The sequence below is a fragment of the uncultured Salegentibacter sp. genome (assembly GCF_963972535.1).
Lineage (GTDB): Bacteria > Bacteroidota > Bacteroidia > Flavobacteriales > Flavobacteriaceae > Salegentibacter.
In genome coordinates, this window is record NZ_CAXAVR010000043.1 from 1 (window position 1) to 20,875 (window position 20,875).

A 20,875-nucleotide genomic window follows, 5' to 3' on the forward strand; every position below is an offset into this window, starting at 1 on the left:
GCGAAATCGTGAGCTCTTCCCTGTAATGCCCAATCTAAATTGCCAAGGAACCTAAAATTATCATAGTTGAGTTCCTGCCGTCCTAATTTGACGCTAAAGTTATCGGTTAAAAAAGTTTCGGCCCAGGCTTCGTGCAGGGAAAGAAAATTATCGTTAGCTTTTACCTGCGGGGTATTGCCCCAGGTACGAACATCCTGAATGCTCACATAGAATTTAAATTTTTCCAGTTCATATTGTACATTTATACGGGCACGTTGCGCAATAAAAGCAGCTGCATCCTGGTTCTCTTCAATAAGTTTCCCGTAACCATGGCGGTATTCGCCTCTTTGAACAATTTGCCCGTCAACATTAAACTGGGCATATACACTATTTGTAAATACAAAAAATAACGTAAGTATCAGGTTTACAAGCCTAAAAATTTTCATCAATAAATCTTTTATTTATTCTATAGTCGTGATTAAAATACTCCGAAGCTTGCCGCGAAAATTAAACAATTGTTTGCCATATACGCCTCGTTAGTTTGCTGAGAGGTGGTTCTGAATAATTGAGATTTTATCCTGGCTGAGTGTGAGCTTTGGCTCTCGGGTCCAGTTCTGGTCTTAGAATAAGTGGAGTAAAATTTCTTCAAATTAATTTTATTAATTTTTCGGGTTTCCCCTGCATATTATAAGTTTAATTAAATGCGGGGTTTTGCTTAATCGAGTGAATTAATAGGCTTAAAATTATTAAAAAATTACAAATTATTTAGCTTTAACCTAATCTCTTTGGCGTCCATTAACTTCATCAATATTAATGCGGTAAACTACAGGTGATTCTGAGTTACTTTTACTGGAAAAATTCTCGATAAAATCTGGGCAGGGATTGCCTTTATTTTTTATTACTTTCTTTACGCCTTCAGAAAATAAACGCAGCATATATTTAGCATCTGTTCCTTCTAATTCTTCAAATTTGCCATACAATAAAACCGATTTCCATTCTTCTAATGATGAAATCTCATCTACCTGAAAAGTAACCAAAGGATTTTTGCGCATGGCTTCAATTTTACCTCCCTGCCCCGAATAGGTTAAAATACTGTGCTGTTCAGGGTTATAATAATAGGTAATGGGAATTATTTCTCCTCTTGCCCTGGAAATATAGCCTAGCCTGCCTATATAATTATGGGCGAGTAGCTTAATACTTTCCTCTGTGGTCATAGCTCTCATAATATTTAATTTAGAAGGTGAATAATGACGATAAGAAATAATTCTGCTTTAAAATTCGGTCTAATTTAATGCGGAATCTCGAAATTAAATATGACGGATATCATTAAAAATAATCTTCCTTCTCAGGAATTTCTTACTTTTGAAAATATGAAGATCCTGGCAACTTTTTTAGGCATATTTTGCTTGCTTGTTTCAGCATATCCTTGCTGTATAGGCGATGATTGTAAATCAGCTTCTGAGATAAAAATTTCTGAAAATCAGAATCAGCAAAACGATGATTGCGCCTTGTGCTCTCCTTTTATAAGCTGTGGAAGTTGTACGGGTTTTATTCCAAATACAGATGAAATTGTGACGGTCCCGGACCTTCACCCCATACCATATTCAAATTTATTCGGACTCACTTTTAAAAGTGTTGAAGCCGATTATGCCGAAAGAGTTTGGCAACCGCCAAAACAGGTTATTATTTCTTGAAAACAGAATTAATAATAACCTAAATTTTCATAATGATTAAAATCTTATTTAAACTGGCGATCTTCCTGGTCGCTTTTAACGCTGTGGGACAAAATTCCCTGGAAGCGATAATTAAAAATGCTGAAGATAAAATGCCTTTACTTGGGGCTAATGCGGTATTTTCGGGAACAGATATTGGGGCCACTGCAAATATAGACGGCGAAGTCACATTAACCAAAATCCCAAATGGTAAACAAACAGTTGTATTTAGTTTTGTGGGTTTTGCTTCAGAAGAAATCACGCTAAATTTTCCCAGAGCAACCCAGGATACGTTGGAAATTTTTCTTGAACCCGGCGGGGAAGAAATGGAAGAAGTTATTATTCAATCTACCCGTTCCCGGCGTAGTATTGCCGATTTACCTACGCGGGTAGAAGTAATTTCTGGGGAAGAACTCACCGAAAAAGGAAATATGAAACCCGGTGACATTAGAATGTTGCTCAACGAAACTACGGGAATACAAACTCAGCAAACTTCAGCAATTTCCGGTAATTCAAGTATTAGAATCCAGGGGCTGGATGGAAAATATACACAGCTATTAAAAGACGGATATCCACTTTATTCCGGTTTTTCCGGTGGCCTTAGTTTACTTCAAATTGTACCTTTAGACCTGCAACAGGTTGAGGTAATTAAAGGTTCTTCGTCTACTCTGTACGGCGGTGGAGCCATAGCCGGGCTGGTAAATCTTATTTCCAAAACTCCTGGAGAAGAAAGAGAACTTAATTTTATGATGAATGCAACTACAGCATTAGGCCTGGATCTTAGCGGATTTTATGCTGATACTTACGGAAAATTGGGGACTACCGTTTTTGCTTCTTACAACCTTGGATCTCCTTACGATCCTGCAGATATTGGTCTAACGGCCATTCCTGAATTTAATCGTTATACTATAAATCCCAGGGTGTTTTACGAGTTTTCAGAAAATACGAAGTTAGATGTGGGAGTGAATACTACGGTTGAAGAACGCACCGGTGGGAACATAGCCTACCTGGAAGGCGAAGAGGTGGAAGACCCGTTTTTTGAGAGAAATAATACGGCTAGAACCACTTTACAGTCTGGTTTTGAGCATTCCTGGAATGATGATAATCGCTTTAATCTAAAAAATAGTTTCAGTTTTTTTGACCGGGAAATTCAAACCGGTGACTATATTTTTGCAGGGAACCAGTTTGCCTCTTATAATGAAGCTTCTGTAGTTTTGGATAGTGATAAAATGGAATGGATTGGTGGCCTCAATTTATGGGTAGATAGCTTTGAACAGGATGTTTTAACTGATGCTCCCGTGGTAGATTATGAGCATCTTACGTATGGAGCTTTTGTTCAGAATAATTGGCGGGCTACTGACTGGTTTCAACTGGAAAGCGGACTTAGAACAGATTATCAAAATGAATACGGATGGTTTGTTTTGCCAAGAATTTCGGCAATGTTCACAATTTCTGATGCCATTACCACCAGGATTGGAGGAGGAATGGGCTACAAAACCCCTTCAGTTTTTACTGAGGATGCAGAACGACTTCAATTTAGAAATGTGATGCCTATTGATGTAAGCACTACCGAAGCCGAAAATTCCATTGGGGGAAATTTTGATATTAATTACCGAACCGAACTCTTTGAAACCATAGAATTTACAAGCAATACACTTTTCTTTTATACTAAAATTGATAAGCCCATAATTCTTGAAAATACGGCGGAAGGTGTTTTTGAATATTTACAACCAAACGGGTTTGTGGAAAGCAGGGGAATAGAGGCAAATTTAAAGTTTGGCTATAAAGATTTCAAATTATTTACCGGTTATACTTATGCCGATGTAGACCGCACAGAAAACGGAAATACCTTTGAAATGCCGCTGGTTTCCAAACATCGTTTAAATAATGTTTTGATGTACGAGCAGCATGAAAAACTTAAAATTGGTTTGGAGGGTTATTATTTTAGTCCGCAGCAGTTAAGCGACGGCGCAACCGGACAGGAATACTGGATTTTTGGTTTAATGATGGAAAAATTATGGGAAGATTTCTCAATTTTCCTGAATTTCGAAAACTTTACCGATACCCGTCAAACCCGGTTTGATTCTATATATACCGGTTCTATTTCCAATCCTCAATTCAGGGATATTTATGCCCCGGTTGATGGTTTTGTAGTAAATGGAGGGATAAAATTATTTTTATAAATAAAAACCTGTTTTAAAGCGGAAGTTTCTTGCTTCCGCTTTAAAAAACAGGTAAAAAGTCGTCTTTCTAAGTTTATTTTAGAATCTAAGTTGAAATCGGTCTTGAAACTTTCGGTTCTAAATTTATTCCGGTTAGAGAATCTTTTAGTTCTTCCAATTCCCCGAGCAGTTGATTTTTACTTTGTTGAAAAAGATTGGTTTTATTCGTAAATAATTCCTGGTAATAGGAGATTCCGTCTAAAAGGTTAAGCTTAAATTTTTCTAATTTTTTCTTCTGTTTCGCAGAAGGTTCATCCATAAAATCTTCAATTTCATTTCTAAAATAATCCAGGTAAATCTTTAATTCTTTTACAAACATATTAGGCCGGTTAGGCATCTCCATCACAGAAATTTTTCCGTAGATATGTTGTATCATTTTTGAGAGCGAAACAACTTTTGAAAAATAGGCCATATTTGGGCCGGGACAAATAGCAACGCCCTGTGCCTGGCCTTTTATTCTAATGTCGTTTTCAAGAAAAGAGGCATTTCCCAGGCCAACACATAAACAGGCTTTTTCGGTAATTTTGTTCTTCTTTTTTTCTAATACCTCCTGGGAGAAATTATCTTTCTTATCCTCCAGTTCTTTCAGCTTAATATCCTGAAATTTTTTAGAAGCAGAACAAATTCCTTTCTCATCGTATTCTTTACTTAGAGCCAGGAATTTTTTAGGGCAGGAACTACCGCTTTTATTTTCAGCAATTCGTTTTTCTTTTAGTTGTTCATTAGTTGTTCCCCGCACGGTGTTAAATGGTATGCCCAGAGGAGAAATATGACTTAGATAAAGATCTTTTTCTTTTGCTTTTACCAGTAATTTACGCGTTTCAATATCAACTGATGTAGCTTCAGGTACCAGTAAAAATGGCGTTCCCCAACCTACAGAAGATACCTTGTAATGCTCCAGCAAGAAGTTATGTTCTTCAGCCGTACCAACCCCACCCTGAACTGTTATTTTTAGGTCAAGAGGTTTTTCGGGAACCAGAATTTCTTTTTGTTCTAAAGCTTTGCTCATTAATTGATGAGCCGATTGAACAAGTTCATCTTTTTTCTGATTAAATTCTTCCAGAATTGGCCCCAACAGGTGACCATCGGTAGCAAAAGCGTGGCCGCCACAGTTTAAGCCCGATTCAATTCTATATTCTGAAACCCATAAACCTTTTTTGGCCAGGTAATTTCCCTGGATTGAAGCCGATCTAAAATCACTTACTTTCAGAATAATTTTCTTTTTAAGCTTGCCATTTGCATCAGGAAAGAAATCTTTGAAATTTTCAAAATAGCTATAAAGCCTGGGGTTTAATCCTGCCGAAAGTACAATAGAAGATGAAAGTTTTGAATTGGCAAACCCGCGCAATGCAGCGTGGGCATCATTAAATTCTACCGGCAATTGTTCATTTTTAACAAAATTGTCCTTATCAATCTTCGCCATAATATTTACATCTATACTGCCGGGGCTTAGATGGTTTTCTATATAAGTGCTTAATTTTCCTTTTACATCTGCACCACTATTCAACAAATTTTGGAATCCCTGTTTAATTTCAGAATGATTGGGTAAAATAGAAAGATAATTCTCTAAGGCTGTCTTACTTTCTGCCAGTTCCTTTTTAAAATTCTCAAACTTATCCTGTACAATATTGTTTACCAGGTCTAAATAAGAGGTAATACGTTCTGCGCGGGAATCAGGATTTTTCTTCGGAATTTCCTTATAAGGCAAATTAAATTTCTTGCTGTAAAAGGCGTTCATTTTTTCAATAAGCTCGTCGTCTATAATTGAAATTACCGAAGATATTCCATATTTAGCGACCCGCAGCGGACTGTCAATTGTAAAAGCTGTTCCCATTACCGGGATATGAAAACTGTGCATTTGGTTTGTTTTGGTCATATTCTAATAATTATTTGCGGCGTAGGCTAAATTAAGCCTGGCCGATCCTATTTAAATAAGGAGTTAAGATTGCAATTTGTAAAGGAAAGAAGTTGAAAACTGCTAAAATATGACCCGCATCATATTTAGAATATTAAGTGAGGGTGAGCTGTTGTCGTGAGAGTTTCTTGATTAAAGCGTGAGGATTTTAAAAGAATTTACCGGAAAAATATTCTAAAAAAAAGCGCCCATAGGTCTATAACCAATGGGCGCTTTTACATTAATAATCTATTAAAAAACTGGAATAACTTAGTCTACTTTTCTAAAGTTACCTTCGCCATCAAATTCAAGTTCGGTGCCGTCAGCCAGTTCTATTTCCTGCTCTTTTTTCTGTTTTTCCCATCCAATTACCTGTGCATCAGCATAATTTTCTTGCAGATAAGAAGCGATTTTAGATGGCAGGGCAGAAGTAGGAATTACTACATCGTTTTGGCTTTCAATTTCAGAAATATTTCCATTTTCGTCAAAATCCAGTTCAAGGCCGTTAGAAAGAACTACTTCAAATTTTTCATCTTCCCAAATTTTCCATTTACTGTTTTCTTTAACCTCTTTTACATCAGCAGAAGAAAAATTCTGTTGAATATATTCCTGGGCTGTAGAGGGTAAACTATTTGTATTTGTTTGTGCAAAAATTCCCATTGTACACAATGCGAAAATTCCTGATAAAATTACTCTTTTCATAATATTTGTTTTTTTATTCGGTGCGAAGTAAGCCTTCAAATCTGGAAAGAATTTGGAATTTGACTGGTATAAATCCTAAAATTCTGCCAAATTTTCTCTTTTAAAGTTTAGTATACCTTCCCATTTTTTTCCAGTTTTGAGATTCATATTTGTATTTTTTGGGAGAATTGTAAAAAAAGTGTCAGATTTGAAACTTATATATTATTCTTGCAAATTATAAGGTTTCAAGCAGATAAACATTTTTCATGAAGATTCAACATTTACTTATTCTAAGCTTAATTTTATTCTTTAGTAATGCGCACGCCCAGGATATTACCGAAAACAGTTTTGGGAATGGGATAATAAATACGGTGGCAAGAGATAGTTCTTTCAGCCTAAGGTTTGGAGCAAGATTTCAATCTCTATTTGTGAACGAATGGCGAGACTCTGAATTTGAAGGATTTGAATCTGAAAGTTCTAATATTCTAATTAGGCGTGCTAGATTAAAATTTGATGGTTTTGCTTATTCTCCCAAATTAAAATATAAAATTGAGTTAGGGCTATCTAACCGGGATATTTCGGGAGGTTCAGAATTTACAAATAATACGCCCCGGTACATACTTGATGCGGTTTTAAAGTGGAATTTCTATGAAAATTTCGTGTTATGGGCCGGCCAAACAAAATTGCCGGGTAACAGGGAACGGGTAGTATCTTCTGGAGACCTGCAGTTTGTAGACAGGTCTTTATTAAATAGCAGGTTTAATATAGACAGAGATATTGGAGTACAATTACACCATAAAATCTATTTGGGGAACCAATTTGTAGTAAAAGAAATTTTTGCTTTTTCACAGGGGGAAGGAAGAAATGTAGTAACCGGGAATCTTGGCGGTTTTCAATATACGGGACGCCTGGAAGCTTTGCCTTTTGGAGAATTTCAGGATTATAGAGAGGCTTCTTTAGAAAGGTATGATACGCCTAAATTAGCAATGGGGGTTACTTATGATCATAATAACGATGCGGTAAAAACCCGCTCTAATATGGGGGCATATATGTTTACCGAAAACGGTTTACATTCGACCGATATTTCCACCTTTTTTGCAGATTTTATGTTTAAATATAAAGGAATATCAGTTTTAGGTGAATTTGCTCACCGGGATGCCGAGAATCCTATAGCGATAGAAGAAGATGGAACGCGTACCGGTGCCGTTGTAAATGTGGGGAATTCCATTAACCTGCAAGGTGGATATTTATTTGATAATAATATAGAAGTTGTAGGTAGGTTCACCCAGGTGAAAGAAGATATAATAGGCTCCCTGTTTCCTAACGAAAAACAGTATACTTTGGGACTTTCTAAATATTTATCTAAGCATAAATTAAAAATACAAACCGATTTAAGTTTTAGGGATAGTCCAGATCCAGAATGGAATAATCTAATGTACAGGCTCCAGATAGATTTCCATTTATAATCCTATATAGGTGCGGAAAGGAAATAACTGAAGCTTTAAAAATAAAGCCATGAAAATTCTAATTGTAGAAGACGAACAGGATATGTTGCAGAACATGAAAGATTTTCTATTAAAGGAGAATTTTGTGGTAGAAACAGCAGAAAGTATCGCCGAGGCTCGTAATAAAATTGGGGTTTATACCTACGATTGTATTTTGCTGGATATTAATTTAAAAGACGGTAGTGGCTTTCAGCTTTTGGAAGAATTGAAGCGAAAGAATATAGAAGACGGGGTAATTATTGTTTCTGCCAGGAATTCTTTAGACGATAGGCTGGAAGGCCTAAACCTTGGTGCCGACGATTATCTTGCCAAGCCTTTTCATATGGCAGAGTTAAATGCCCGCGTAAAGGCTGTATTAAGAAGGCGTCAGTTTAACGGGAATAATAAAATAAAGATTGGCAACCTTAGCATAGACCTGGACGAGCACGAGGCGAGTATAGATGATAATCCCTTAAATTTAAACCGAAAAGAATACGAAATACTAATATTTTTTACTTCAAACCAAAACAGGCTGGTAAATAAATCGGCTTTGGCAGAACACGTTTGGGGAGATCATATAGACCAGGCCGATAGTTTTGAATTTATATATTCCCAGATTAAAAATCTTCGAAAAAAACTGAAAACCGCCGGTGCCGATATAGAAATTAAAGCGGTTTATGGAATTGGCTATAAATTAATTACCCAATGAAATTATTAAATTATACCACCAGTTATTTTTCGGCAATACTGCTGGTTCTTTTGGGGATTTGGGCGGTAATTTTCTACTTGGAAATGCTAGATGAAATTTATGACAGCCTGGACGATGGCCTGGATAATCAAAAAATGCTGGTGATTAAACGGGCAAAACAAGATGCTGAATTACTTCAACGTTCACAATTCAAAGATGGTAATTATACCATACGGCCTATAGATAAAAACAGCGCGATAAGTTTTAAAGATTTTTATCGTGATACGCTTATGTATATGCAAAATGAAGATGAATATGAACCGGTAAGGCTGCTGGAAACCGTATTTAAAAAAGATGACGAATTTTATAAGCTGAAAATTATAACTTCTATGGTCGAGGAAGACGACCTTATTGAAGATTTACTTTTTTCCCTTATTCTTCTTTATGTAGGCTTGATTTTGAGTATTGTTTTACTCAATAATTTAATCCTGAAAAAAATTTGGAACCCATTTTATACTTTGTTGCAACAGCTCCAAGATTTTAGACTTGGAAAAGATCAAAAAATTGAAACTGTACCTTCAAATATTGATGAATTTAATCTGCTAAATACACGCGTAGAGCAAATGCTGGGAAAATCTATTTCCAGTTATAACAGCCAGAAACAATTTATAGAAAATGCCGCGCACGAATTACAAACTCCTTTGGCTATTAGCATCAATAAACTGGAACTGCTGGTAGAAAAGGAAAAATTGAACGAGGAACAAATTGATTTAATAGCTTCGGTTTTAAATAACTTAGAGGGTTTAACCCGAATGAACAAGTCTTTGCTTTTGCTTTCTAAAATTGAAAATCAGCAATTTCCGGAGGAAGAAATAGTGAATTTCAATGAGTTAATTACCGACTTAAAAGTTGATTTTGAAGACCTTGCCGGTCATAAAGAAATGAAGATTAGTATAGAAAGTACGACTTCATTAAAATATAAAATGAATAAAGGTCTGGCGAGAATTTTGCTTTCAAATTTGTTGAAAAATGCAATTATTCACGGCCAAAGAAATAGTGAGATTGAAATAGAAATTTCAGCAAAAAACTTTATTATACGTAATACTGCCAATAACGGTGCTTTAGATCCAGAAAAAGTATTTTCACGCTTTCAAAAAGATTCTTCTTCCAAAACCTCCACGGGAATAGGACTGGCCATTGCCCAAACCATTGCTAAAAAATATGAGTTTCAGTTAACCTATTACTACGAACAAAAACACACTTTTCAACTAAGATTTCCGCGCTAAACTGGTATTTATTTCCTAAATAAAATCCTGCACGTCAATAATTCCAGATTTCTTCCAGTATTGTAGTTCAACTTTGTTTAAAATTAAAAATTATAAAGATGAAAAAGTCAATTTTTTTAATCCTGGCTATCGCCATGGGATTTACCGCTTGTGAAGATGATGATATGCGAAATTCTGATATCCCTTCAGTAGTATTAAATGGGTTTACCGAACAATTTCCTGATGCAAAAGGTGTAGAATGGGAGAAGAAAGCCGATATCTATGAAGCCGAATTCGATATTGATAATGTAGATCATGAAGCAATTCTAAATACTGAAGGAAGTCTTTTGAAGTATAAATACGACATTGTGTACGAGGAACTTCCTGAAGCAATAAAAACTACAATCACTACCGATTATGATAAAACCAAAATAGATGAGGTAGAGTTGCTTAAAATTTCTGAAAACACTTATTACCAGGTAGAGTTTGATGAAGAGCCAACCGATACTAAGATTATTTTTGAAGAAACGGGAGCGGTGAATACGGAAGTTACCACCTGGTAATTATTAAAAAAATGAAAATGGTGAATAAAATAGCAACGCTAATTGTAGTGGGAGTATTAAGCCTTGCCGGCTTAATACTCTTTGGATATAATGAATTTATAACCAAAGATACCCTACAGGATCAACCTGTAGCTTACGAGATAATTAATGAATGGCAGCTGCCTAAAGAGCTTGATGAGGTTTCGGGCATAGACTGGATAGGTGATAATAAGTTGGCTTGCATTCAGGATGAAGATGGCATCATTTTTATTTTCAATCTTGAAACTTCAAAAGTAGAGAAGAGTATAGAATTCGCGGGCGCGGGTGATTACGAAGATATTCGTATTGTAGGCAAAACTGCCTATGTTTTGCGAAGCGATGGTGAAATTTTTGAAGTCAGCGATTTTTTATCGGGTAATTCAAAAACAAAAACCTACAGTAATTTTTTATCTGAAAAACAAAACCTGGAAAGCTTAGCCTGGGACAAAAATAATAAACGTTTGCTGCTGGCCATAAAAGATAGAGAGCTAAAGGACGATAACTATAAAGGAGTTTATCAATTCTCGCTAACCAATAAAGAATTGGAGAGAAATCCGCTTTATCGTTTAAATATGCAAGACAGCTTATTAAGGGAAAGGGAAACAAAACTCAATAAAAAGCTCCAACCTTCTGCACTTTCCATACACCCCAAAAATAAAGATTTCTACATTCTTGATGGTAGGGCACCCCAGTTGGTTATTGCGAATAATGATATGAAACTAAAAAAGCGCTACGCTTTACATGAAGATGATTTTGAGCAGGCCGAAGGACTTACTTTTAGTGAAAACGGTAGGTTATTTATCTCTAACGAAGGAAAAGGCGGAAAAGCAAATATCCTTGAAGTAACATTCAAATAGATTGTATGAAGGAAACGGAAGAGAATACGAACGTAAAGAAAAGTAAAGCCCCCTTAATATTTTCATTAATCGTAATTCTAGTTCTTGTTGGCGGTTACTTTTTTATCCCTGGTGTGCACCAATTTTTTAATGAGGCCGGGGAGGTTTTAACCAGTAACGATAACCAAAGAATAAAAGCCTGGGTTTCCAATTTTGGATGGATAGGTCCTTTGGTACTTATTATAGCTATGATAGCCCAAATGTTTCTTTTAGTAATTCCATCGGTAGCATTAATGATCGTTTCAATTTTAGCTTATGGGCCCGTATGGGGAAGCTTAATAGTTTTTACGGCCATTTTCTGCGCTTCTTCGGTAGGCTATTTTATAGGTCGCTATTTTGGGCCGGTAATCGTTCAAAAACTTTTGGGTCCAAAGACTGAAAATAAGATAAGTGACTTTTTAGATGATTATGGGTTTTGGGCGGTAATTGTAACCAGAATCAATCCGTTTCTAAGCAATGATGCAATTAGTTTTGTAGGCGGAATTTTAAAAATAGGGTATTGGAAATTTATAGGTGCCACCTTATTGGGAATTACACCACTTACAATTTTTATCGCCTTAATTGGAGATAGCACTCAGCAACTAAAAAGTGGTTTGTTGTGGGGCTCTTTGGTAAGTATAGTGCTTTTTATCCTTTATGTGTATTGGGATAAAAAGAAGCGGTGAAAATTACAGAAATTAAAAGCTTAAAATTGTATAGAATTTCTATGAGGTGAGCTATAGCTCATTACCGACTTATATTTTAAGAAACTTAAATTTTAAAAGTACAGCTTCTAAAAAATTAAAAGATGTATTTTTAACCTATGGAAAACCAAATTGAAGAGCAGGTTTTTAACAATAAAAATCTGCTAAATTATAGCTTCGCTAATAGTTATGAATCCTGCCAATTTACAAACTGTAATTTTTCTACCGGAAATTTAAAAGGAATTCTTTTTATAGATTGTGAATTTGAAGAATGCGACCTGAGTAACGTAAATCTTGATCATACCTCATTCCAAAATTGCAATTTTAAAGCCTGTAAAATGATGGGCTTGTTGTTTAATAATTGTGAACCTTTTGCCTTCTCTATTTCGGTTAATCAGTGTATTTTAAACCACTCTTCCTTTTTTGGAATGAAGCTGAGTAAAACTCTTTTTCAGCACTCAAAACTTATGGAAGTAGATTTTTCAGCGGCCGATTTATCGCATTCAAAATTCCTGAATTCTGATCTTTCCGGGGCTGTATTTCAGAATACAAATCTTACCAAAGCCGATTTTAGCAGTGCGCAGAATTATAATATAGATCCGGAAAATAATAAATTAAAGGGGGCCAAATTCAGCCTTGATCAGGTAAGTGGATTATTGAATAAATATCAAATTATAATTGATTAAAAAGAATTACTAAGTTAGTAGTACTTAAATTTATAAGAAAAAGTCATGAGTTTATTGAACAAATTAATGGGCAACGCGGCCTGTATTTCTAAAGAAGAATTAGATAAAAAATATGGCCGATTATTAACTGAAACCGAAGAAATTGAATTAGGTTTTTCCTTGTTGCGGGATATATTTATGTTTACAAACAAACGACTTATTTTAATAGATATCCAGGGGCTAACCGGGAAAAAACAAGAATATTTATCGCTACCATACAGGCACATTTCCAGGTTTTCTCTTGAAACTGCAGGCACCTTTGATTTAGACGCCGAATTAAAAATCTGGATTTCAAGTGAAAATGTACCAAGTGTAAGTAAACGCTTTAATAAAAGCATAGATATTTATGCCGTACAAAGATATCTTGCCGGGAAAGTAATTTAGAAGTAAGAAACAAATAATTACAAACTTTAAGACCCGTGTTTAAGACTCATAATCGCTAAATTTTCACCCACAATAGCGCGGAGTATTTTAATATTTCTTTAGAAAGATTAACTAAAGTTTATTAGAGATTTCATCGCAATGCATATTTCTATTGATACTTTTATAGTAATCAAACACAAGAGATTATGATTTCTATCTGGTATATTCTGTTTTTTATTGTACTCTTTTTTCTTATATTTTTTTGGAGAAAAAGACACGCTAATCGTGATTCTAAGACTGATAATTTAAAAGCCAAAAAAGAAGAATTTAATCCGGAATTTTCATCAAAACCTGAAACTGATGAAGAGGATAAAAACAGTAATACAAAATAAATTTCTAAGTATTTTTTTACTAAAGTTTGGATTAAAAACTTGAAATTCAATTTGCCCTTCTTCTTTATTGGAGATTCGTTTTCCGTCCCAAAATTTAACCATCCCCAGTTTCGTAATTTCCCTATAGTTTCAAATAGTAAGTCTGGTGCTTATATTAGATAAAGACTAAAGTCTTTCTGTCTGGAAACTTTCGATGCAGAACGCAATCTTCAAAAATAATCATTCCTTCCAGCATTTTCTTCGATAGGAAAAAATTAATAAGAAAATTTAGAAATCTGGTTTTTGTTTAACATTTATTCGGAAGGAAAAAATTACTTCAGCGTAGATATTACTGGTTCTAAAGCTTGTTTTAAAACCTATTTCTTTCCCGTAGATTATTAACAAAGGTTTTGCCAGAAATTAGTATAAATTATTCCATCTCCTTTCTAATTTTATAATGTAACCTTTCTTAATCCCTATTTACAAGGTGTTTACAGTGTGGTAATTCAATTTCTGAAAACTGATTACCTGCCTGGAATTTAATTTTAAAACCTAAAAACTATGATTTCAAATACCATCTGGAATTCTTTTGAAACAGTGCATGAATTTCCGGTTCTAAAAGATAATCTTCAAGTAGATGTAAGTATAATTGGAGGGGGAATTACCGGGATTTCTACGGCTTATTTTCTTAAAAAAGCTGGTTTAAAAGTTGCGGTTCTCGATGCCGGGAAAATTGGAATGGGCACCACCGGGCATAGTACGGGAAACTTTTATCATACAGTAGCTGAATTACTTTCTTCGCTAGATTCTAAGTATGATGAAACGACTATCAAAAAAGTATTAAAAGCCAGGACTTCAGCTATAGGAATTATAGAAAAAATTATTCACGAGGAAGCGCTGGACTGTGATTTTAAACGGCAACCCATGTATCTTTTCTCTACGGATAATGCCAATAAAATTGAGAAGGAAATTTCGGTTTCGTCCAAACTGGGAGTTTCTCTTGAAGACGTTTCTCCTGAGAAATTTTCTTTTGAGGCCACTAAAATCCTAAAATATCCCGATCAGGCACAGTTTAATCCTTTTTTATATGTGAACCAATTGGCCCATAAGATCAACTCAAAAGAGTGCCAGATTTTTCAGGATTCAAAAGTTGAAGAAATTGAAAAACTGGAACATGGAGATTATAATTTAAAAATCACTAATGGCAATGTTTCCAGTAAATATTTGGTACACGCCGCCCACAGTTCTAAGGGCGTGGATATAAAGTTTGATACTACCTTAGGCCCTTACCGCGAATATGCGGTAGCGGCAAGCTTGAAAACAGAAGATTATCTGCAGGGGATTTTCTGGGAATACAAAGGCAAAGAAAAATACTCTTTCCGCTCCTATAAACGGAATGGAAAATCTTACGTGATGGCGGTGGGTAAATCTTATAAAGTTGGCCAGTCTCAGAATAATTCCGCATTAATGGATTCCCTGGTAAAGTATTTAGAGGAAAAATTTCCGGTAGAGAAACTCACCCATTTTTGGGGCGGGCAAAATTATAAGCCCGCAGATCTTCTACCTTCCATAGGAAGAAAAAGTATCCATAAAGATGAATTTATAGCTACCGGTTTTTCTACAGACGGATTGATCTATGGAAGCCTTGCCGGAAAAATTATTACCGATTTAATTACCAATAAGAAAAATGAATATGAAGACGTCTTTGATCCATTAAGGGTTAATCCTGTAAAATCTTCAAAATCTTTTATCAGGGAAAACCTGAATGTTGCGAAAGAATTTTTCAAAGATCATATCCTGGGAAGTTCTACTGAAGAAATTGAGCAGCTAAATGTTGGAGAAGGTAGAATAGTGGAGATTGAAGGTAAGAAGTTTGGAGTTTCCCGGGACGCAAATAACCAATATGAGATAGTATCGGCCAGTTGTACCCATTTAGGCTGCGTAATTCATTGGAACGATTTGGAAAAATCCTGGGATTGTCCCTGCCACGGGAGCAGGTTTACTCCATCTGGAGAAGTTATTGAAGGCCCCGCTATGGATGCTCTCCCGAGAATAAATGACAAAAATTAAATAAATAATAACCAACAAACATTGAAAAATTATGAAAGCATTAGTTTGGCACGGAAGAAACGACGTTAGAATAGACACTGTCCCCGATCCTAAAATCAAAGAACCTACAGATGTTATTCTTAAAATAACTTCTACTGCAATTTGCGGGTCAGACCTTCACATTGTAGATGGAATGGTTCCTACTATGGAAAAAGGTGATATTTTAGGTCACGAATTTATGGGCGAAGTAGTGGAAGCCGGCCGGGAAGTAAAAAAGTTTAAAGTTGGAGACAGGGTAGTGGTACCTTTTACCATTGCCTGTGGAAATTGTGAGTATTGTGATGATACCCTTTACAGTTTATGTGACAATTCTAATCCGAATCCGGAAAAAGCTAAAGCGAATTTGGGACATTCTATTTCAGGAATTTTTGGATATTCCCATATGCTTGGTGGCTTTGATGGTGGCCAGGCAGAATATGTAAGAGTTCCTTATGCTGATGTTGGCCCTATAAAAGTACCTTCCACCTTAAGTGATGACCAATCACTTTTTTTATCTGATATCTTTCCCACTGGCTATATGGCAGCAGAAAATGCCGATATTAAAAGAGGAGATACCGTGGCTATTTGGGGTTGTGGTCCCGTTGGACAATTTGCTATTCAAAGTGCGTTTATGCTGGGCGCCGAAAGGGTAATCGCCATAGATTCAGTTGCAGAAAGGTTAGATATGGCGAAAAAACATTCCAGGGTTGAACTTATTAGAACAACCGATAGGGATGATGTTTATGAAAAACTTATGGAAATAACCAACGGAAAAGGCCCTGATTCCTGTATTGATGCAGTAGGAGCAGAGGCTCACGGAGACACGCTTATTGGAAAGGCGGTAGATAAAACCAAGGAAGTTCTTCAGTTGCCAATGTCAAGACCTTATGTGCTACAACAAATTATGATGAGTTGTAAGAAAGCCGGTACAGTATCTATTCCGGGGGTTTATATTGGTATGGTTAACGAGATTCCTTTTGGCGCTGCAATGAATAAAGCGTTGACTTTTAAAATGGGACAAACTCACGTACAGCGTTATTTAAAACCTTTGCTGGATAAAGTAGATGAAGGACTTATTGACCCAAGTTTTATAATTACCCATAGAATGAAGCTGGACGAGGCACCAAAAGCCTATGATCTATTTAAAAATAAAGAAGATAAATGTGTAAAGGTTGTACTTACACCTTAATTATTCATATTTTACTATCAGGCCTTTTTGTGGTTTTTACTTGCAGAAGGCCTGTTTTTTTCTTTAATTTTTTTGAGAATTGGATTTTATGGCTTTTGATAAAGTAATTAACTGGGGCTTAGCCTTTTTTGGATTTTGTATAATGGCTTTTTTCTTATTCAAACTGGAACAGGTGTTCTCAGCAAGTCCTACTGCGGAAGCTTCAAAACAAGCGATTCAGAATTTTCAAATTAGTATATGGTGTGGATGGCTTTTAATCACCGGACCTGCTATTTATTTTAGATGGAAATATGCTAATCATATACTTTTTATATTAGATTATCTTATTGCTATTAGCGCTTTTATCATTTTAGGCGTTTATGTAAATAAGGGGACAGAACTTGAATTATGGTCTCTGGGAGAAACTTTTAGAGGAAATATAAGCTTTATGGTAATGAGGAATATTCTGCTTATCTGCGGAATGACGGCCTTTATTCACGCTGCAATCTGGTGGTTTTCTAAAAGGTGGCATCGCAGCTAATTTAAAATGAAACAATTAATACAAAGAATTTTAGTAAAATCCCTGTATTAATTGTTTTACTCTATTATGCACATTGAAATGCTGCGGAGCAGCTTATTCTTTCAAAAATCAGGAATTTTTTGCCACATTCTCAACCCGTTGGGTAGTATCTGCTTTTGTAAGGCTAAGTCTTACAATACTGTTTTCCCTGGCTTTTAGATCGTGGGGTACATTGCCATCCAGGGCAACTAAATCTCCTTTTTCTAAGGCATGTTTTTCTCCATTTACTCCAAAATCAATAGTTCCTTCAAAAATTTCTACCACAATAGGAAATGGAGTTTTATGTTCTTTAAGCCCCTGGCCTGTTTTAAAGGCTATTCTTATTTCCTTACTCACTTCGGTCTCAAAGAGTACTTTTACCGCAGGAGACTTTTCGCTGTATTCTAGATTTTTAGATAATGATGCTTTCTTCATTTTTAATAGATTTTAATTTTTTTAAATTATTCGTTAGTTGGCCTCAAGCTGCGAGATAGTTGAGGATACTTTAGGAATTTTCAATTTCATCGTTTCCATATACCAGTTCTAAGAAATCGGTCTTTGGGAGGGCACCAAAATAATCTTCTATTATTACCGGTTCCAGTAATTTATTGGTTTCCTGCCGGTCATACCGCGCACCCAGCAATAGATTCTCTAGCTGTTTTACAGGTTCTTTTCCGAAGAAATCTCCATAGATTTTAAAATTTATTATTTCCCCTTTTTCTACAAAAATCCTAAGATCAATTTCTCCTACAGGAAAACGTTTACTACGCTGAATATTGAATTTAGGCGACTTACCATAGTTCCATTCCCAGGTTCCATATTTTTCATCTTTTAGTGCGTGAACTGCTTTCCATTCTTCGGTAGAGAGATGATAGGTTTCAAAATCTTCGCTTTCGTTATATAACCCCTTAAGAATTAATGCTCTAAACTCTTCAATTTCCATTTTTTCTGAGAGGAATTCACTAATGTTTGCTACCCGGCTACGGCTGGATTTGTGTCCTTTAGATTGAATTTTGGTCATTTTTACATTCAGGGCTTTTACAACTTCTTCCAGATCACTATCCAGCAGTAGAGTGCCGTGATGCAACATTCTTTTTCCCGTAGAAAACTGTGCATTTCCTGAAATTTTTTTATCGTTTGCCAGCACATCATTCCGGCCTTTTAATTCGGCTGGAATTCCCATTTTTCTAAGAATTTTTATTACCGGCTCGGTAAATTTCGCAAAGTTATTTAAGCTTTTTACATCGTGATTTGTGATAAAGCTGAAGTTTAAATTGCCAAAATCGTGATATACGGCACCTCCGCCAGAAACTCTTCTCACCACGTGAAGATCGTTTTCTTCTACATAATCAAAATTAATTTCTTCCAGAGTATTTTGGTTTCGACCAATTATAATAGAAGGTTCATTTATATAAAATAATAAGTAATCATTTTCAGGATTAAAATTACGCAACGCATATTCCTCTAATGCCAGGTTTATCGTGGGATCATTAATTCCTTCGTTATCTATAAAAATCATTTTTCAATTTTTTATTACCAAAAGTGTGATTCTTCAATTTAGAAATTTTTTCGGGTTTTATTTCAATTTTAATTCGGTAACAAAGTAACAGCTATAATAAAGGAAGGTTAATGATTGAAATCATATTAAAACTAAAGTTTTTCGAAAATCGAGATTTTAAAAGTCTTGAAGTTGGTAGAATCTTTCAAATTTGATGAAAAAATGAAGTTTTTTTAGATGTTAGCTTCGTTTTCAAACTTCTAAGCTTAACCATGTAGTAAAAATTAATTATCTTACCGGTTTTTGGTAACAGAACGAAAATATTTACTATTTTATATTTAAAAATTGACTATGGGCAGACCTTCCACAAAAGCTAAAGATTTGAGAGATGGATATTATATTGAAGTCCGGAATAAGAACCAACGAAGCGGTATCAAGATTAGAAGAGATACCAAAGAACAACTGCTGCTTGCTATAGAGGAGTACAAGGAGAGCAAGGAGGTAATTGTTTTAGGAAAATCTGAGAACGGAAAAATGAAAGAGATTCCAGATATTAAAGTGGATTAATCACTTTTTAAAATTTGAAAGAAAAGGATAGATAAGTGGAATATCTTTTCAGGATTTTTCCCAATTATCGTCTTAAAAACAAAAACCCCGTAAATCTTAGGATTTCGGGGTTTTTTGTTTCAATTTTTTTTGAAAATGAATGTTTAATTAGTTTCTAAAACCAGTTTTCTTCTTTTCTTTTCGCCCTGGAGTAAATTAAGTTCCCGGTTTGTTTGCCCTTCAACAGAAGAATTTTCTTCGGCCCTTCGCAATAAATAAGGAACTACTTCTTTAACGGGGCCAAAAGGTACCAACTTGGCCGTATTATAATCCTTACTTGCCAGATTATAGCTAATTTGGTCACTCATACCATAAAGCTGGCTAAACCATACCCTGGGATCATCTTTGGCTATTCCCTGGTCTTCCATAGCTTGTAAAGCCAAATAGTTACTCATTTCGTTATGTGTTCCAATAAAAACAGCTATATCGTCAATATTGTCTAAACAATACGTCATCACATTATTGAAGTTAAGATCGGTAGCTTTTTTGCTTTCGCAAATGGGAGATTTTTTACCATATTTTTTTGCACGTTTATTTTCCTTCTCCATATAAGCACCTCGTACAATCTTGGCACCAATTTTAAAACCTTTTTCATTTGCTTTTTTATGCAATGCTTTAAGGTAATCCAGGCGATCCCAGCGGTAGCATTGAAAAGTATTAAAAATAAGAGCTTTATCTTTATTGTACTTTTCCATCATCTCTTCCATAAGATCATCAGCGGCATCCTGCATCCAACTTTCCTCAGCATCAGCATATAAACGTACATTTTGCTTGTAAGCCTCCTCACAAAGGTCTTCGACCCGGGCTTTTGTTTTTTGCCATTCTACTTTTTCTTCCTCGTTAAGGTTAATATGCGAACTAAGCTTATGCCAAATTTCGAAACTTCCCAGGGCGGTAGGTTTAAAAATAGCAAAAGGTATTTCGGTTTCTTCCTGCGCAAATTTGATGAGGTCTTTTTTTACCCGGAAGGCGGCATCAAATTCTTCCTCTGTCTTTTTACCTTCCACAGAATAGTCAAGAATGCTGGATAGGTTTACCTGGTGCATTTCTTTAATTACCGGTTTGCAATCATCTTTGCTGGTGCCTGCACAAAACTGGTCAAAAATGGTACTTTTTATTAATGGTTGTATAGGAAGTCTTGCCTTTAAAGAGAATTTGGTCAATAAAATTCCAGGTTTAATTAATGAAGGAATTCCCATTACATTAAAGAGAAGCAGCGCCCTATTAAGTTCTAAATCTGTTTTTAATCTAAATGCGGTTTCGGTATCGTTAAATATTTTTTTCTCAATCATAGCCTAAAACTAACCCTTAAACCAGATAGCTAAAAGCGCTTTAGATAAATTTTAACCCACTTTCCCGGTAATACTCAAAAGGGTTCAGATTCGTGCGAATAAAGGTATTAAAACAGTTAA

At 35.4% G+C, this 20,875-nt stretch carries 22 protein-coding genes; 15 read left to right on the top strand and 7 right to left on the bottom strand.

The genetic code is table 11. The features are described from left to right. On the bottom strand, nucleotides 1–425 hold a 425-nt coding region (locus AACZ30_RS07290), incomplete at its 3' end, for an alginate export family protein (protein ID WP_339648546.1). Nucleotides 426–755: 330 nt separating this feature from the next. Then, complete coding sequence (locus AACZ30_RS07295) at nucleotides 756–1,202, bottom strand: pyridoxamine 5'-phosphate oxidase family protein (protein WP_339648547.1); 447 nt, start codon at nucleotides 1,200–1,202, stop codon at nucleotides 756–758. 90 nt (nucleotides 1,203–1,292) lie between these two features. On the opposite strand from AACZ30_RS07295, the gene AACZ30_RS07300 reads away from it, so the two are divergent. Together AACZ30_RS07300 and AACZ30_RS07305 are read left to right on the top strand one after the other, a co-directional pair. Further along, complete coding sequence (locus AACZ30_RS07300) at nucleotides 1,293–1,673, top strand: DUF6660 family protein (RefSeq protein WP_339648548.1); 381 nt, start codon at nucleotides 1,293–1,295, stop codon at nucleotides 1,671–1,673. Nucleotides 1,674–1,705: 32 nt separating this feature from the next. Next, nucleotides 1,706–3,874: a TonB-dependent receptor gene (locus AACZ30_RS07305; protein ID WP_339648549.1), complete on the top strand. Its 2,169-nt coding sequence runs from the start codon at nucleotides 1,706–1,708 to the stop codon at nucleotides 3,872–3,874. Nucleotides 3,875–3,959: 85 nt separating this feature from the next. On the opposite strand, the gene AACZ30_RS07310 is transcribed toward AACZ30_RS07305, so the two are convergent. Together AACZ30_RS07310 and AACZ30_RS07315 are read right to left on the bottom strand one after the other, a co-directional pair. Next, nucleotides 3,960–5,789 carry a hypothetical protein gene (locus tag AACZ30_RS07310; protein ID WP_339648551.1) on the bottom strand — a complete coding sequence of 610 codons (1,830 nt, stop codon included), beginning with the start codon at nucleotides 5,787–5,789 and terminating at the stop codon, nucleotides 3,960–3,962. Nucleotides 5,790–6,077: 288 nt separating this feature from the next. Next, nucleotides 6,078–6,509, bottom strand: a complete 432-nt coding sequence (locus AACZ30_RS07315) for a PepSY-like domain-containing protein (RefSeq protein ID WP_339648552.1) — start codon at nucleotides 6,507–6,509, stop codon at nucleotides 6,078–6,080. Nucleotides 6,510–6,754: 245 nt separating this feature from the next. Here AACZ30_RS07315 and AACZ30_RS07320 point away from each other — a divergent pair, with 245 nt between their 5' ends. From AACZ30_RS07320 to AACZ30_RS07375, 12 genes are all read left to right on the top strand, one after another. Further along, nucleotides 6,755–7,954 carry a porin gene (locus tag AACZ30_RS07320; protein WP_339648553.1) on the top strand — a complete coding sequence of 400 codons (1,200 nt, stop codon included), beginning with the start codon at nucleotides 6,755–6,757 and terminating at the stop codon, nucleotides 7,952–7,954. 49 nt (nucleotides 7,955–8,003) lie between these two features. Further along, entirely contained in the window at nucleotides 8,004–8,681 is a 678-nt protein-coding gene (locus AACZ30_RS07325) for a response regulator transcription factor (RefSeq protein ID WP_339648554.1), read from the top strand. Then, nucleotides 8,678–9,946 carry a HAMP domain-containing sensor histidine kinase gene (locus AACZ30_RS07330; RefSeq protein WP_339648555.1) on the top strand — a complete coding sequence of 423 codons (1,269 nt, stop codon included), beginning with the start codon at nucleotides 8,678–8,680 and terminating at the stop codon, nucleotides 9,944–9,946. Before AACZ30_RS07325 ends, AACZ30_RS07330 begins: the two co-directional genes overlap by 4 nt. Before the next feature lie 98 nt (nucleotides 9,947–10,044). Continuing rightward, nucleotides 10,045–10,488 carry a PepSY-like domain-containing protein gene (locus tag AACZ30_RS07335; protein WP_339648556.1) on the top strand — a complete coding sequence of 148 codons (444 nt, stop codon included), beginning with the start codon at nucleotides 10,045–10,047 and terminating at the stop codon, nucleotides 10,486–10,488. 17 nt (nucleotides 10,489–10,505) lie between these two features. After that, complete coding sequence (locus tag AACZ30_RS07340; protein WP_339648558.1) at nucleotides 10,506–11,363, top strand: SdiA-regulated domain-containing protein; 858 nt, start codon at nucleotides 10,506–10,508, stop codon at nucleotides 11,361–11,363. A gap of 5 nt (nucleotides 11,364–11,368) precedes the next feature. Further along, nucleotides 11,369–12,067 (top strand): TVP38/TMEM64 family protein, encoded by a 699-nt coding sequence (locus AACZ30_RS07345; RefSeq protein ID WP_339648559.1) that lies wholly within the window; start codon nucleotides 11,369–11,371, stop codon nucleotides 12,065–12,067. A 137-nt stretch (nucleotides 12,068–12,204) separates the two neighbouring features. After that, on the top strand, nucleotides 12,205–12,771 hold the full coding sequence (locus AACZ30_RS07350; RefSeq protein ID WP_339648561.1) for a pentapeptide repeat-containing protein: 567 nt from the start codon (nucleotides 12,205–12,207) through the stop codon (nucleotides 12,769–12,771). 45 nt (nucleotides 12,772–12,816) lie between these two features. Then, nucleotides 12,817–13,194 carry a PH domain-containing protein gene (locus tag AACZ30_RS07355; RefSeq protein WP_339648562.1) on the top strand — a complete coding sequence of 126 codons (378 nt, stop codon included), beginning with the start codon at nucleotides 12,817–12,819 and terminating at the stop codon, nucleotides 13,192–13,194. A 185-nt stretch (nucleotides 13,195–13,379) separates the two neighbouring features. Continuing rightward, complete coding sequence (locus AACZ30_RS07360; RefSeq protein WP_339648563.1) at nucleotides 13,380–13,565, top strand: hypothetical protein; 186 nt, start codon at nucleotides 13,380–13,382, stop codon at nucleotides 13,563–13,565. 540 nt (nucleotides 13,566–14,105) lie between these two features. Beyond that, nucleotides 14,106–15,614, top strand: coding sequence for an FAD-dependent oxidoreductase (locus AACZ30_RS07365; RefSeq protein ID WP_339648564.1), 1,509 nt, complete (start codon nucleotides 14,106–14,108; stop codon nucleotides 15,612–15,614). Between the two features lie 31 nt (nucleotides 15,615–15,645). After that, a complete protein-coding gene (locus AACZ30_RS07370; protein WP_339648565.1) occupies nucleotides 15,646–16,821 on the top strand; it encodes a zinc-dependent alcohol dehydrogenase in 1,176 nt (391 codons plus the stop codon). A gap of 88 nt (nucleotides 16,822–16,909) precedes the next feature. Then, a complete protein-coding gene (locus tag AACZ30_RS07375; RefSeq protein WP_339648566.1) occupies nucleotides 16,910–17,341 on the top strand; it encodes a hypothetical protein in 432 nt (143 codons plus the stop codon). Nucleotides 17,342–17,449: 108 nt separating this feature from the next. Here the strand turns inward: AACZ30_RS07375 and AACZ30_RS07380 are convergent, their stop codons facing one another. Next, nucleotides 17,450–17,794, bottom strand: a complete 345-nt coding sequence (locus AACZ30_RS07380; protein WP_339648568.1) for a cupin domain-containing protein — start codon at nucleotides 17,792–17,794, stop codon at nucleotides 17,450–17,452. 70 nt (nucleotides 17,795–17,864) lie between these two features. After that, a complete protein-coding gene (locus AACZ30_RS07385) occupies nucleotides 17,865–18,878 on the bottom strand; it encodes a lipoate--protein ligase (RefSeq protein ID WP_339648570.1) in 1,014 nt (337 codons plus the stop codon). A gap of 330 nt (nucleotides 18,879–19,208) precedes the next feature. Between AACZ30_RS07385 and AACZ30_RS07390 the strand changes: the two genes are divergently transcribed. After that, nucleotides 19,209–19,424: a hypothetical protein gene (locus AACZ30_RS07390; protein WP_075327680.1), complete on the top strand. Its 216-nt coding sequence runs from the start codon at nucleotides 19,209–19,211 to the stop codon at nucleotides 19,422–19,424. Between the two features lie 143 nt (nucleotides 19,425–19,567). Here the strand turns inward: AACZ30_RS07390 and AACZ30_RS07395 are convergent, their stop codons facing one another. After that, nucleotides 19,568–20,755: a proline dehydrogenase family protein gene (locus AACZ30_RS07395; protein ID WP_339648574.1), complete on the bottom strand. Its 1,188-nt coding sequence runs from the start codon at nucleotides 20,753–20,755 to the stop codon at nucleotides 19,568–19,570. Nucleotides 20,756–20,875 lie beyond the last annotated feature (120 nt).